15 protein-coding genes are annotated in these 12741 nt (G+C 62.4%); 4 read left to right on the forward strand and 11 right to left on the reverse strand.

The annotated features are described in order from the left end of the window. The first annotated feature begins 9 nt into the window (after window positions 1-9). Window positions 10-777, forward strand: coding sequence for a MerR family transcriptional regulator (locus tag ACP2WS_RS09610; protein ID WP_374491878.1), 768 nt, complete (start codon window positions 10-12; stop codon window positions 775-777). Window positions 778-845: 68 nt separating this feature from the next. On the opposite strand, the gene ACP2WS_RS09615 is transcribed toward ACP2WS_RS09610, so the two are convergent. The 10 genes from ACP2WS_RS09615 to ACP2WS_RS09660 form a co-directional block, all read right to left on the reverse strand. Then, the gene (locus ACP2WS_RS09615) at window positions 846-1592 is read right to left on the reverse strand and encodes a TerC family protein (RefSeq protein WP_374491879.1); all 747 of its coding nucleotides are present in this window, start codon (window positions 1590-1592) and stop codon (window positions 846-848) included. Window positions 1593-1957: 365 nt separating this feature from the next. Further along, window positions 1958-2374, reverse strand: coding sequence for a F0F1 ATP synthase subunit epsilon (locus ACP2WS_RS09620; protein WP_374491880.1), 417 nt, complete (start codon window positions 2372-2374; stop codon window positions 1958-1960). A gap of 14 nt (window positions 2375-2388) precedes the next feature. Next, window positions 2389-3804 (reverse strand): F0F1 ATP synthase subunit beta, encoded by a 1416-nt coding sequence (gene atpD, locus ACP2WS_RS09625; protein ID WP_374491881.1) that lies wholly within the window; start codon window positions 3802-3804, stop codon window positions 2389-2391. A gap of 24 nt (window positions 3805-3828) precedes the next feature. Continuing rightward, window positions 3829-4710 (reverse strand): F0F1 ATP synthase subunit gamma, encoded by an 882-nt coding sequence (gene atpG / locus ACP2WS_RS09630; RefSeq protein ID WP_374491882.1) that lies wholly within the window; start codon window positions 4708-4710, stop codon window positions 3829-3831. A 15-nt stretch (window positions 4711-4725) separates the two neighbouring features. Beyond that, window positions 4726-6285: a F0F1 ATP synthase subunit alpha gene (gene atpA / locus ACP2WS_RS09635; RefSeq protein ID WP_374491883.1), complete on the reverse strand. Its 1560-nt coding sequence runs from the start codon at window positions 6283-6285 to the stop codon at window positions 4726-4728. Window positions 6286-6326: 41 nt separating this feature from the next. Then, complete coding sequence (locus tag ACP2WS_RS09640; protein WP_374491884.1) at window positions 6327-6857, reverse strand: F0F1 ATP synthase subunit delta; 531 nt, start codon at window positions 6855-6857, stop codon at window positions 6327-6329. 12 nt (window positions 6858-6869) lie between these two features. Next, window positions 6870-7340 carry a F0F1 ATP synthase subunit B gene (locus tag ACP2WS_RS09645; protein WP_374491885.1) on the reverse strand — a complete coding sequence of 157 codons (471 nt, stop codon included), beginning with the start codon at window positions 7338-7340 and terminating at the stop codon, window positions 6870-6872. Between the two features lie 34 nt (window positions 7341-7374). Further along, window positions 7375-7623 carry a F0F1 ATP synthase subunit C gene (gene atpE / locus ACP2WS_RS09650; protein WP_042429601.1) on the reverse strand — a complete coding sequence of 83 codons (249 nt, stop codon included), beginning with the start codon at window positions 7621-7623 and terminating at the stop codon, window positions 7375-7377. A gap of 49 nt (window positions 7624-7672) precedes the next feature. After that, the gene (atpB, locus tag ACP2WS_RS09655) at window positions 7673-8566 is read right to left on the reverse strand and encodes a F0F1 ATP synthase subunit A (protein WP_426460600.1); all 894 of its coding nucleotides are present in this window, start codon (window positions 8564-8566) and stop codon (window positions 7673-7675) included. Between the two features lie 24 nt (window positions 8567-8590). Beyond that, a complete protein-coding gene (locus ACP2WS_RS09660; protein WP_374491887.1) occupies window positions 8591-9112 on the reverse strand; it encodes an ATP synthase subunit I in 522 nt (173 codons plus the stop codon). Window positions 9113-9395: 283 nt separating this feature from the next. Between ACP2WS_RS09660 and ACP2WS_RS09665 the strand changes: the two genes are divergently transcribed. The 3 genes from ACP2WS_RS09665 (at window position 9396) to lipA (ending at window position 11545) form a co-directional block, all read left to right on the forward strand. Continuing rightward, entirely contained in the window at window positions 9396-9704 is a 309-nt protein-coding gene (locus ACP2WS_RS09665; RefSeq protein WP_374491888.1) for a YbeD family protein, read from the forward strand. Further along, window positions 9704-10378 (forward strand): lipoyl(octanoyl) transferase LipB, encoded by a 675-nt coding sequence (lipB, locus tag ACP2WS_RS09670; RefSeq protein ID WP_426460603.1) that lies wholly within the window; start codon window positions 9704-9706, stop codon window positions 10376-10378. Before ACP2WS_RS09665 ends, lipB begins: the two co-directional genes overlap by 1 nt. 162 nt (window positions 10379-10540) lie before the next feature. Then, on the forward strand, window positions 10541-11545 hold the full coding sequence (gene lipA, locus ACP2WS_RS09675) for a lipoyl synthase (RefSeq protein ID WP_426460605.1): 1005 nt from the start codon (window positions 10541-10543) through the stop codon (window positions 11543-11545). 9 nt (window positions 11546-11554) lie between these two features. Here lipA and ACP2WS_RS09680 read toward each other — a convergent pair whose 3' ends face one another. Beyond that, window positions 11555-12571, reverse strand: a complete 1017-nt coding sequence (locus ACP2WS_RS09680; RefSeq protein WP_426460606.1) for a YeiH family protein — start codon at window positions 12569-12571, stop codon at window positions 11555-11557. Window positions 12572-12741: the final 170 nt, after the last annotated feature.

Consider the following 12741-nt stretch of genomic DNA (forward strand, 5'->3'; position numbering starts at 1 on the left):
GCCCACACCATGACCATCGAGGAGCTCGCCTCACAGGTCGGCATGACCGTGCGCAATGTCCGCGCCTACAACAGCGCGGGGCTCCTGTCCCCTCCCACCCTCAAGGGACGCCTTGGTCTGTACGGTGACGAACATCTCATGCAGCTCCAGGTCATCCGCACCCTGCGGGGACAGGGCATCAGTCTGGAACGCATCAAGGCCGTCTTCACCGAATCCGGCGACCAGAGCGGTCTCACGCCCTGGCTGCGTCTCGGCAACCTCGCACGCACCCTCACGCGCCACCTGCCGCCCGACTCCGAACCACAGCGCATCTCGGTGGAAAGTTTCGAGGACAAATGGCAGGAAAACCTCACCCCTGCCATGATCGAGCTCATGCACAGGAGCGGCCTGCAGCGCATCCTTCCGGGCGGCACCATCGAACGCGACAATCCCGAGGTGGAGGCCGTGGCCGACCGCATGGTCGAGCTGGGCATCCACCTGGAGCAGGCACTCGAGATTCAGGCCACCATCAGCCGCGAACTCCGGCTGGTGGTTCGCAGCTATCTCCGTCTGCTGCTGTCGGCCCTTTCTGCCCAGCAGACCGGACACAGCCCCGGCCATGCCTCTGCAGAAGCCATGATCACAGAAGGTCCCCAGCTGCTCATGCAGGCCATCAAGGGCATGCTGCCTGTCCTGCTGAGTCAGGAAACACAGCGCATGGCCGAACTCGAACAATCCATCGTGCCCCCACCCCCTTTGGCACAGCAGGCTTCAGCACGCGCACAGAACGACCGCTGATCTGCATCTGGCTGCAGGGCCCCTTGGTGCGGTGGCTGTCTGCAGCAGCAGGCTCGGGCCGAGAAGACTCAGTGCTCCGAAGGTTCCGAGACCGCCGGTGCTTCCGCTTCTCCCAGGCGGGCATTGAGCTCCTCGATGGCTGCCCGACGATTGCGCCGATGCGCCAGGTGCCCCGCCACCAGAATCAGCAGCGTCACAGCGACCACCACGCCCCAGTACGCCACGGGACGCTGCGCAAAGAAGGCTTTCAGCCCCCACGGCTCGCTCACGATCATCTTACCGGCCGTCACGCCCAGCACCCCTGCCCCCAGATAGGTGATGATGGGAAACCGGTCCACCACCTTCAGCACCAGGCTGCTGCCGAACACCATGATGGGCACGCTGATGAGCAGCCCCGCCACCACCAGATCCACGCGCCCATGCGCTGCGCCTGCCACCCCCAGCACATTGTCGATTCCCATCAGGGCATCGGCCACGATGATGGTCCGCAGCGCCCCCCAGAACGTAGTGGCCGAAGGTCCGGCCTCCTCGCCGTGCCCCACATCCGCCAGCAGCCGATAGGCGATCACGACCAGACCCAGTCCGCCGATCAGCATCAGCCCCGGAATGCGCAAAAGCCAAACCACCCCGATGGTCATCAGCGTGCGCACCACTACAGCTCCGACAGTCCCCCACACAATGGCCTTGCCCTGCAGGTGGCGCGGCAGGGAACGCGCAGCCAGCGCCACCATGATGGCGTTGTCCCCCGCCAGCAGCAGATCGATCAGCACAATGGCCATCAGCGACGACCACCAGGCCGCAGTCAGCAATTCCATGATTCTCCTTTGTGATCGGAAAGGAGGCTCCGCATCCATCTCCGACTTCCTCGCCCGGAGCACACAGACGCTTGCCTCATAGAGAGGATGCCCACAACGGGCATGACCTTTTTCTGGTTCTAGTGTAGCGAGCCCACTCCCTTGACCACAGAGAAACGGAACACGCACCTCCTGATGCATCCTGCAGCATCAGCACAACCAGAAGGCCATCGCCCTCCCGAAGTACATCGCCATGCGCAGCCCTGGAGGCAGCGGGTTGATACCGATGTCTCAAAAAAAAGTCCACACATCCCGAAGGAGGTGTGGACCTGGGAGCCTCTGGCTCCCCCGGCATCCTGCCCAAAGGCAGGGACGCGAGGAGGTGCTCAGTGCTTCTGGCGGAAGCGGCGCAGCGCAGCGAGCTGTGCTGCCATGACAGCCAGTTCAGCCTGTGCAGTCGCCACATCGAAGTCGGTCTTGGCGTTCTTGAGGGCTTCCTCGGCCGCCTGACGCGCCCGATTGGCCTTCTCCTCGTCCAGATCCTTGCCACGGATGGCCGTGTCGGACAGAACCGTCACGCCGTTGGGCTGCACTTCCAGAATGCCACCGGCCACAAAGACGAATTCCTCGTTGCCATCTTCCTTCTGGATGCGAACCGACCCCGGCTTGATGCGCGTGATCAGCGGCGTGTGGCCGGGCAGAATGCCCAGCTCGCCGCTCTCGCCGGGGAGTGCCACAAAGCGTGCCCGACCCGAGAAGATCGACTCCTCCGCGCTGACGACATTGACGTGCAGGGTATTCATTCAGCGTCCCCTTTTCAGCCCAGCTTCTTGGCTTTTTCGATGGCTTCGTCGATGGTACCGACCATGTAGAAGGCCTGTTCGGGCAGATGGTCGCACTCGCCGCTGACGATCATCTTGAAGCCGCGGATCGTTTCGGACAGGGGCACATACTTGCCCGGAGAGCCCGTGAACACTTCGGCCACATGGAACGGCTGCGACAGGAAACGCTGCATCTTCCGTGCACGTGCCACGGTGAGCTTGTCTTCAGGAGCCAGTTCGTCCATGCCCAGAATCGCGATGATGTCACGCAGTTCCTTGTAGCGCTGCAGCGTTCCCTGCACCGCACGGGCCACGCCATAGTGCTCTTCACCCACCACCTGCGGATCAAGCTGGCGGCTGGTGGAATCGAGCGGATCGACGGCCGGATAGATACCCAGGGCCGCGATGTCGCGGCTCAGCACCACGGTGGAGTCCAAGTGGGCGAAGGTCGTGGCAGGAGACGGGTCGGTCAAGTCATCCGCAGGCACGTAGACGGCCTGGATGGACGTGATGGAACCGACCTTGGTCGACGTGATCCGCTCTTGCAGACGGCCCATTTCCTCAGCCAGCGTCGGCTGGTAGCCCACGGCGGAAGGCATGCGGCCCAGCAGAGCGGACACTTCGGTACCGGCCAGCGTGTAGCGGTAGATGTTGTCCACGAAGAACAGCACATCCTTGCCTTCGTCACGGAAGGACTCGGCCATGGTCAGACCGGTCAGGGCGACGCGCAGACGGTTGCCCGGAGGCTCGTTCATCTGGCCATACACCATGGCCACCTTGGATTCGGACAGGTTGTCCTGCTTGACCACGCCGGCGTCCGACATTTCGTGATAGAAGTCGTTGCCTTCGCGGGTGCGCTCGCCCACACCAGCGAACACCGACAGGCCCCCGTGGCCCTTGGCGATGTTGTTGATGAGTTCCATCATGTTCACGGTCTTGCCCACGCCAGCACCACCGAACAGACCCACCTTGCCGCCCTTGGCGAACGGGCAGACCAGGTCGATCACCTTGATGCCGGTTTCGAGCAGTTCGCGCGAGGGGCTCAGTTCGTCGTAGGCCGGAGCCTTGCGGTGGATCGAGGCCATCTGCGCCTGATCCACGGGACCGCGCTCGTCGATCGGATTGCCCAGCACGTCCATGATGCGGCCGAGGGTCGCAGGACCCACCGGCACGGTGATGGGAGCCTGCGTGTCATACACCGTCATGCCGCGACGCAGACCATCGGAAGAACCGAGGGCAATGGTACGCACCACGCCGTCACCCAGCTGCTGCTGGACTTCCAGCGTCAGCGGAGAACCCTCCATCTTGAGGGCATCAAAAATTTTCGGCAGGTGACCGCGCGAGAATTCGACGTCCACCACGGCGCCGATACACTGCACGATCTTGCCTTCTACCAGGTTTTCCTGAGCCATTTTTTGCTCCAATGATTTGAATATTTACACTGCGGCGGCGCCGGCCACGATTTCCGAGAGCTCCGTCGTGATGGCAGCCTGGCGGGTCTTGTTGTAGACCAGCTTGAGCTCGTTGATCACGTTGCCGGCATTGTCGGAAGCGGCCTTCATGGCCACCATGCGCGCAGACTGCTCGGACGCCATGTTCTCAGCCACGGCCTGGTAGACGAGGGCTTCCACATAGCGCACCAGCAGGTCATCGATCACCGACTGGGCATCGGGTTCATAGATGTAGTCCCAGGAATGGGCCTTGCCGCTGGCGATGGATTCTTCCTCCATCTTGGCCTTGGACAGGGGCAGCAGCGCCTCCACCACAGCTTCCTGCTTCATGGTGTTGTGGAACTGGGTGTAGCTGATGTACACCCCGCTCAGCTCACCCTTGGCGTAGGCATCGAGAAGCACCTTCACGGGGCCGATGATCTTCTCGAGGTGGGGGGTGTCCCCCAGCTGGATGCTGTTGGCCACCACCGTCGCTCCGGCCCGGTTCAGAAAACCGAGACCCTTGTTGCCGATGGCGACCGCGCGCACATGCTTGCCCTTGGTCTGGAGCTCCTGGATCTTGTGGGTGACCCAACGCAGCACGTTGGTGTTCATGCCACCGCACAGGCCCTTGTCCGTGGTCACCACGATCAGGCCCACATCCTTCGCATCCTCATGTTCCTTCATGAAGGGATGAACATACTCGGGATTGGCCCTGCCAAGGTTGGCAGCAATATCGCGGACCTTCTCGCTGTAGGGCCGAGCCGCGAACATGCGATCCTGTGCCTTGCGCATCTTGGAGGCGGCGACCATTTCCATGGCTTTGGTGATCTTCTTGGTGTTTTCCACCGATTTGATCTTGCCGCGAATTTCCTTACCTGCTGCCACGTTGCTCTCCCGTGATCAAGCGAAGGACTTCTTGAAGGCAGCGATGGCGTCAGCCAGCTCCTTCTCGGCCTTGCCTTCCTTGTCGAATGCCTTGCTGGTTTCGAGCTGTCCGAGCAGTGCGGCGTGCTTGTCCTTCAGATAGGCATGCAGGCCGGATTCGAAATCAAGCACGCGCTTGACTTCGATGTCGTCCAGGAAGCCCTTGTTCACAGCAAACAAGGTGGCAGCCATCAGGCTGATGGACAGCGGGCTGTACTGGGCCTGCTTGAGCAGTTCGGTCACGCGGGCACCGCGGTCGAGCTGCTTGCGCGTGGCTTCGTCCAGATCGGAAGCGAACTGTGCAAAGGCTGCCAGCTCACGGTACTGAGCCAGATCGGTACGGATACCGCCGGACAGGCCCTTGATGAGCTTGGTCTGGGCTGCACCACCGACGCGGGACACGGAGATACCGGCATTGATGGCAGGACGGATACCGGCGTTGAACAGGCTGGTTTCCAGGAAGATCTGGCCATCGGTGATGGAAATCACGTTGGTCGGCACGAAGGCGGACACGTCACCTGCCTGCGTTTCGATGATGGGCAGTGCGGTCAGGGAACCAGTCTGGCCCTTGACTTCACCCTTGGTGAATTCCTCGACGTAGTGGGCATTCACGCGGGCAGCACGCTCCAGCAGACGGCTGTGCAGATAGAACACGTCGCCAGGGTAGGCTTCACGTCCCGGCGGACGACGCAGCAGCAGGGAAACCTGGCGGTAGGCCACGGCCTGCTTGGACAGATCGTCATAGACGATCAGGGCGTCCTGGCCACGGTCGCGGAAGTATTCGCCCATGGTGCAGCCTGCATAGGCAGACACGTACTGCATGGCGGCCGACTCGGACGCGGTGGCAGCCACGACGATGGTGTAGTCCATGGCGCCTGCGGCTTCGAGAGCACGCACGATGTTCTTGATCGACGATGCCTTCTGACCGATGGCAACGTAGATACAGGTCATGTTCTGACCCTTCTGGTTGATGATCGCGTCGATGGCCACGGCGGTCTTGCCGGTCTGACGGTCACCAATGATCAGCTCGCGCTGACCGCGGCCGATAGGCACCATGGAGTCGATGGACTTCAGGCCGGTCTGCACCGGCTGATCCACGGACTGACGTGCGATCACGCCCGGAGCAACCTTCTCGATCACATCGGTCATCTTGGCGTTGATGGGGCCCTTGCCGTCGATCGGCTGACCCAGCGCATCCACCACGCGCCCGATCAGTTCGGGGCCGACCGGCACTTCCAGAATGCGTCCGGTGCACTTGACCGTATCGCCTTCGGAAATGTGTTCGTACTCGCCCAGCACCACGGCACCGACGGAGTCGCGCTCCAGGTTCAGCGCCAGACCGAAGGTAGGAGTACCGTCGGCGGTTGCGGGGAATTCCAGCATTTCGCCCTGCATCACATCGGACAGACCGTAGATGCGGCAGATGCCGTCGGCCACCGAGATCACGGTGCCTTCATTGCGCACATCGGCCTTGCCTACGAGGCCTTCGATGCGGCTCTTGATGTTCTCAGAAATCTCTGCGGGATTGAGCTGCATGACTCTTTCCTTCTTTCCTATATAGACTCAGACCCTGCTGCTCACGCAGTCAGCGCCTGTTTCATTTGTTCGATACGAGCCTTGACGGAGGTGTCGAGCACCTCGTCGCCCACCACCACGCGCACGCCGCCGATGAGGCTGCTGTCGAGGACCACTTTCACCTGCAGACGCGTGTGGAAGTGTTTCTCGAGTCGCGCCTGCAGATCGGCCAGATCGGCGCCTTCGAGCGGGAAGGCGCTGTAGATCACGGCATCGGCAGCACCATCAGCCGAGTTCTTGAGGGACTCGAACTGGAGTGCCATCTCGGGCAGCGCCTGAAGGCGGCCGTTTTGCAGCACGGTACGCAGAAAATTGACACCCGCCTGGGGCAGGGGAGCCGGCAGCAGACCTGCAATCAGATCAAACAGCTGGCTGTCGTCAATCTTGGGATTGCCCACCAGCTGTTCGAGTTCGGCATTGCCGGCCACGGCGGCAAGCTGCCGGAGCCATTGGGACGTGCCCGCCAGGTTGCCTTGGCTGGCTTCGTACAGCGCCTGTGCATAGGGACGGGCAATGGTTGCAAGTTCTGCCATGGTCGTCCCTTATTACAGCTCTGCCTTGAGGCGGTTGAGCAGCTCGGCATGTGCGCTGGCATCGATCTCGCGACGGAGAATCTGCTCGGCGCCCTTCATGGCAAGCGTGGCGACCTCATCGCGCAGGGCATCACGTGCCTTGATCACCTGCTGCTGGGCCTCGGCCTGTGCAGCGGCGATGATGCGGTTGCCTTCCTCGTTGGCCTTGGCCTTGGCTTCCTCGATGATGCCCTGTGCACGGCGCTCGGCGTCAGCCATGCGCGTGGCAGCATCATTGCGGGAGCTGGCGAGCTCCTGCTCCACCTTCTTGTTCATGGCCGAGAGCTCGGACCGGGCCTTGTCGGCCGCTGCCAGCCCTTCGGCTACTTTCTGGGCCCGCTCGTCCAGAGCCTTGGCGATCGGAGGCCACACATAGGTCATGGTGAACCACACAAGAATCGCGAAGACCAGGCCTTGCAGGATCAAGGTTGCATTGATATTCATGTCATCCCCTTTCGGTCATGAAAGGTGAACAGAATTACTTCAGCACGAAGGGGTTGGCGAAGGCGAACAGCAGGGCGATGGCAACACCGATCAGGAAGGCCGCGTCGATCAGACCGGCCAGAATGAACATCTTGGTCTGCAGTTCGTTGATCAGCTCAGGCTGACGTGCAGAGGACTCCAGGAACTTGCCGCCCATGAGTGCAATACCGATCGATGCGCCGATAGCGCCCAGACCGACGATCAGACCACAAGCCAGTGCGACGAGGCCGAGAATGTTTTCCATGAAATGCTCCTAAAGGTTGGTGGAAAAGTGAAAAGGTTGAAAAGGAAAATCAGTGTGCGTCGTGTGCCTGACCGGTGTAGATCAGCGTCAGCATCATGAAGATGAATGCCTGCAGCGTGATCACCAGGATGTGGAACAACGTCCAGACGGTGCCCGCGATCAGATGGCCAATGGCCAGACCGATCCCGGTTCCCGTCACGGCCCAGGCGCCGCCCATGAGGGCGATCAGCATGAACACGAGTTCACCGGCAAACATGTTGCCGAAGAGTCGCATGCCGTGGGACACGGTCTTGGCGACATATTCGATGACCTGCATCAGGAAGTTCACGGGGTACAGCGCCCAGTGGTCTCCGAAGGGAGCAGCGATGAGCTCATGGGCCCAGCCACCGAGTCCCTTGATCTTGATGTTGTAGAAGAGACAGACCAGCAGCACGCTCGTGGACAGTCCCAGCGTGGTGGACAGATCGGCAGTCGGCACGACGCGCATGTAGGCATGGTGCGCCTCGCCACCTGTGGAGGCATAGATGCCGGTCCAGATGCGCGGCAGCAGATCCACGGGCAGCATGTCCATGGCGTTCATGAAGAAGATCCACACGAACACGATCAGGGCCAGGGGAGAGATGACCTTGCGACTCTGGGGATTGTGGATCACGCTCTTGGCCTGGTTATCGACCATTTCAGCGAGGATTTCGACGGCAGCCTGGAAGCGCCCCGGCACACCGGAAGTGGCCTTGCGCGCACCGCGCCACAGCATGAAGCAGGCCAGCGCCCCGAGCAGGACTCCCCAGAAGATGGAATCCGCATTGAACAGGCTGAAGTCGACCAGCTTGGCCTGCTTGACCGGCTCGAGATGGAAATTCAGCTGCAGATGCTGCAGGTGATGGGTGATGTACTCACCCGCGGTCGGCCCCTGGGTGGCCGCGTGCTCAACGTTTCCAGACATGTTGCTCCATCCGTCAAATACAAATCAGCGCTGGTGGCGCCTCGCCTGGCTGCGCATCCATGCCCACCAGTACGTCTTGAGCGTCACCACGAAGCCAGCCACCAGGGCCAGCCAGTTTATCCATCCGTGCAGCACCCTGGGCGCCATGACCAGCATGGCGATGGTGAGCAGCACCTTGAAGCCCTCCCACAGCAGGATGACCGCGAAGCCGAATCCTGCACCTGCAACCTTGCTCACCCCTTGCATGCGCTGCGAGGCACGCCACATTCCTGCAGTGGCCAGCCCCCCAGGCACCAGCACAGCCAGCACTCCGTAAGCGACAGACACGGGCACAGCCCACGGCCACGAGAGCGCCTGCCGCAGCAACAAGGCCAGCACACACGCACAGATACCCATCGCGACCTGGCTGCGCCAGATGCGCCACAGAGAAGGCTGGGGATGTGCGGCACGCCACGCCTGCGCCTCTTCGGCGGACAGGGGGACGAAGGTTTCCTGAGAGGGTTCGTCATCGACGAGGGCCGTGGACTTGTGCTCGGGACCAGACATTTTACAAATCGCCACTCCTGGGTACAAATGGGCACGGGCCTTCGTGCGGCGAATTATACATAGGCAAGCTTTATTTGCGTGCGCAAATCGTTGTATTGCCTCTGGATTTGGTGCGGAACGCCCCAGGTTGGGGCATGGACACAGTTGAATCCCCTCTGCCTACCCCCATGTCGAGGGTTTGTGCTTCAATTCCACTGAAAACAGGATGCTTGGCGTGGCGTGACAGAGACACTCTCCGGCCCAGGCGCTCCGCTTCCCCGCCTTTTCCACCAGGATGCCCTTCATGACGCTCCCCTCCTCCTCTCCGCTGAGCGATGCCGATCTGGCCGACGACCGCAAATCGCTCATTGAATATCCCAGCGCATTTCCGATCAAGGTGATGGGGCTGTGTGCCGATGGCTTCGTGCATGCCATGACGGAGGTGGCCGAACGCTTCGATCCCAGCTTCGACGCCTCCACCATCGAGCTCCGCGAGAGCAAGGGTGGGAAATATCTGGGGGTCACCCTGACGGTGACGGCCACGAGCCGCGAACAGCTCGACGATCTGTACCGCGCACTGACCGGACACCCCATGGTGAAGGTGGTGCTCTGATGACCATCACCGTGGTGCCGCGCGGCAGGATGGACTATGCCGAGGCCTTCGAGGAAATGCGGGCCTACACCGCCACCCGGACGCCCGAGTCCCCGGATCAGATCTGGCTGTGCGAGCACCCTGCGGTGTTCACGCAGGGGTTGGCTGGCAAGCCGGAGCATGTGCTGCATGCCGGGGAAATTCCGGTGGTTCAGAGCAACCGGGGCGGACAGGTGACGTATCACGGGCCGGGGCAGGTGGTGGCCTACCCGCTGATCGACCTGCAGCGTGCTGGATATTTCGTGAAAGAGCTGGTGTTCCGGATCGAGGAGGCGGTGCTGCGCACGCTGGCAGGCTACGGCGTCACCGGCCACCGCGTGCCGGGGGCTCCGGGCATCTATGTGCGGCTGGCCGATCCCTTCGATCACAGTGCGCTGACATGGCCCCGTCCGCCGGGGCAGGAATTCGACGGTCTGGGCAAGATCTCGGCCCTGGGCATCAAGGTGAGTCGGCATTGCAGCTATCACGGCGTGGCCCTGAACGTGGACATGGATCTGGAGCCCTTTCACCGCATCAACCCGTGCGGCTATGTGGGCCTGCAGACGGTAGATCTGGCCTTCTGCGGCGTTCACACGTCTTGGGAGGAAGCGGCGTCCCGCCTGGGTGAGGCGCTGGCGGCCCGGCTGTCGCCCTGACGGGACACACGCGAGACAGGGACAGGGCCTGTCGATTACACTGCGGCGAGTTTCCCTTCCGTCTTTCTGTCCCCGGCGTGTCGCCCGCTCCCTGTGACGGGCCATGTCCCGGGCGTGTGCGTCTCTTTTGTGCCTGCGTGCTGCAGGCGTTTTCCCTGCATCATGAGCACCGATCACTCCTCCGTTTCCGGCAGCCATCCCGTCGTGCGCGAAGCGCAAAGCGTGGAGGATTACAACCCTCTGGCCAAACAGAAGGCGGCAGCCAAGCTCAGCCGCATCCCGGTCAAGATCGAGCAGCACGAGATTCTGCGCAAGCCCGAATGGATCCGCGTGAAGGCGGGCAGCCCGAGCACGCGCTTCTATGAAATCAAGGACATTCTGCGGCGCAACAAGCTCGTGACGGTCTGCGAGGAAGCATCGTGCCCCAATATCGGGGAGTGCTTCGGGCATGGCACGGCCACCTTCATGATCATGGGAGACAAGTGCACGCGACGCTGCCCATTCTGTGACGTGGGCCATGGCCGCCCCGATCCGCTCGATGCGGACGAGCCACTGAACCTGGCGCGCACGATTGCGGCCCTCAAGCTGCGCTATGTGGTCATCACCAGCGTGGACCGTGACGATCTGCGCGACGGGGGGGCACAGCATTATGTGGACTGCATCCAGCGCACGCGCGAGCTGTCCCCCGACACACAGATCGAGGTGCTGGTGCCGGATTTCCGGGGGCGTGACGACAAGGCGCTGGAGATCCTGAAGGCGGCTCCGCCCGATGTGATGAACCACAACCTCGAAACGGTGCCGCGCCTGTACCGGCAGGCCCGACCGGGCGCCGACTACCAGTTCAGCCTGAGCCTGCTGAAGAAATTCAAGGCCCTGTTTCCCGATGTGCCGACCAAGAGCGGACTGATGGTGGGACTGGGCGAGACGGATGAAGAGATCCTTGAGGTCATGCGCGACATGCGTGCCCACGGCATCGACATGCTGACGATCGGCCAGTATCTGGCACCGAGCAACAGCCATCTGCCGGTGCGCCGCTACGTGCATCCGGACACGTTCCGGATGTTCGAAGAGAAGGCACGCGAAATGGGCTTCAGCCATGCGGCCGTGGGCGCCCTGGTGCGCAGCAGCTACCACGCCGACCAGCAGGCGCACGCCGCTGGCGTCTGAGCGCGTTCCTCAGGCGCCCAGCGCCAGCAGCAGGCGGTTCCAGCCATAGCCGCCTGCCATGAGGTAGATCCACAGGGAGGCTGCCAGCAGGAGTGGGCGTACGCCAGTCTGCCGCATGGCCGACACATGGGTGCGCAAACCCAGCGCGGCCATGGCCATGGCAAGCACGAAGGTATCGAGCCCGTCCAGCAGGGCCACTTCCCGTGGGGACAGCCAATTCAGGGTGTGCAACCCGGCCACGCCCATGAAGGCCAGCACAAACCAGGGCACGGTCACGCGCCGGGAGGCAGGTTCTGCAACGCCCTCCCCGGCTTCCTGCCTGCGCAGCCCAGCGAGCCAGGCTCCCATGACGAGCAGCACGGGTGCGAGCAGCATGACGCGCAGCATCTTCTCGATCACGGCCGTGGCGGCGGCCTGTTCTCCGACGGCATGACCGGCCACCACCACCTGGGCCACCTCGTGGATGCTGGAACCGACATAGAGTCCGTAGGCGTGGGCATCGAGCCCCGGCAGGTGCGACAACAGGGGATAGACGAACATGGACAGAGTGCCAAACACCACCACCGTGGCCACGGCAATGGAGACCTTGTGTGCCGGTGCACGCACCACCGGCTCCGCCCCCATGACGGCTGCTGCACCGCAGATGGCCGAGCCCATGCCCACGAGCAGCGTGGTTTCGCGATCCAGATGGAACACATGGCGCCCGAGCACCCAGGCCAGTCCGAGCGTGCTGGCGACCATGACCATGTCCAGCAGCAGCCCCACCCACCCCACGGCCAGGATCTGGCCAAAGGTGATTCGGAACCCGTAGAGAACGATGCCGGCGCGCAGCAGGCTGGAACGGGCAAAGTCGACGCCCGGGGCCACATGGGGGAGCCAGCGCGGGCCGGCGAGATTGCCGACGACCATGCCGATCACGATGGCGAGTGTGAGGGCCCCCAGGCCGCTGTCGCGCAATGCGGGCAGATCGGCAGCCCCCATGCCCGCAGCGGCCACCAGTGCAGACAGAAGGAGGCCCAGAGCCATGGGAGTGCGGATGCGAAACAGCCGGGAGCGTGACGGGGAAAGGGAAACGTGCGACATGGGAAAGGAGCGAAACGGAAGGCCGTCCGCCGCAGAGAGCATGGAAGATGGGTGCACTATAGGGCGTGTGCACCCATCAGTGAAATAGAATGTTTTTCTGTTTTCATCCACTT

Source organism: Brachymonas moutaii (nom. illeg.) (assembly GCF_049977365.1).
Taxonomy (GTDB): domain Bacteria; phylum Pseudomonadota; class Gammaproteobacteria; order Burkholderiales; family Burkholderiaceae_C; genus Brachymonas.

Coding starts and splice junctions, on each gene's coding strand:
- ACP2WS_RS09660 (WP_374491887.1), bottom strand. CDS start 9,112: ATGTCTGGTCCCGAGCACAAGTCCACGGCCCTCGTCGATGACGAACCC.
- atpE (WP_042429601.1), bottom strand. CDS start 7,623: ATGGAAAACATTCTCGGCCTCGTCGCACTGGCTTGTGGTCTGATCGTC.
- atpD (WP_374491881.1), bottom strand. CDS start 3,804: ATGGCTCAGGAAAACCTGGTAGAAGGCAAGATCGTGCAGTGTATCGGC.
- atpB (WP_426460600.1), bottom strand. CDS start 8,566: ATGTCTGGAAACGTTGAGCACGCGGCCACCCAGGGGCCGACCGCGGGT.
- ACP2WS_RS09615 (WP_374491879.1), bottom strand. CDS start 1,592: ATGGAATTGCTGACTGCGGCCTGGTGGTCGTCGCTGATGGCCATTGTG.
- ACP2WS_RS09610 (WP_374491878.1), top strand. CDS start 10: ATGACCATCGAGGAGCTCGCCTCACAGGTCGGCATGACCGTGCGCAAT.
- lipB (WP_426460603.1), top strand. CDS start 9,704: ATGACCATCACCGTGGTGCCGCGCGGCAGGATGGACTATGCCGAGGCC.
- ACP2WS_RS09645 (WP_374491885.1), bottom strand. CDS start 7,340: ATGAATATCAATGCAACCTTGATCCTGCAAGGCCTGGTCTTCGCGATT.
- ACP2WS_RS09680 (WP_426460606.1), bottom strand. CDS start 12,571: ATGGCTCTGGGCCTCCTTCTGTCTGCACTGGTGGCCGCTGCGGGCATG.
- atpA (WP_374491883.1), bottom strand. CDS start 6,285: ATGCAGCTCAATCCCGCAGAGATTTCTGAGAACATCAAGAGCCGCATC.
- ACP2WS_RS09620 (WP_374491880.1), bottom strand. CDS start 2,374: ATGAATACCCTGCACGTCAATGTCGTCAGCGCGGAGGAGTCGATCTTC.
- ACP2WS_RS09665 (WP_374491888.1), top strand. CDS start 9,396: ATGACGCTCCCCTCCTCCTCTCCGCTGAGCGATGCCGATCTGGCCGAC.
- lipA (WP_426460605.1), top strand. CDS start 10,541: ATGAGCACCGATCACTCCTCCGTTTCCGGCAGCCATCCCGTCGTGCGC.
- ACP2WS_RS09640 (WP_374491884.1), bottom strand. CDS start 6,857: ATGGCAGAACTTGCAACCATTGCCCGTCCCTATGCACAGGCGCTGTAC.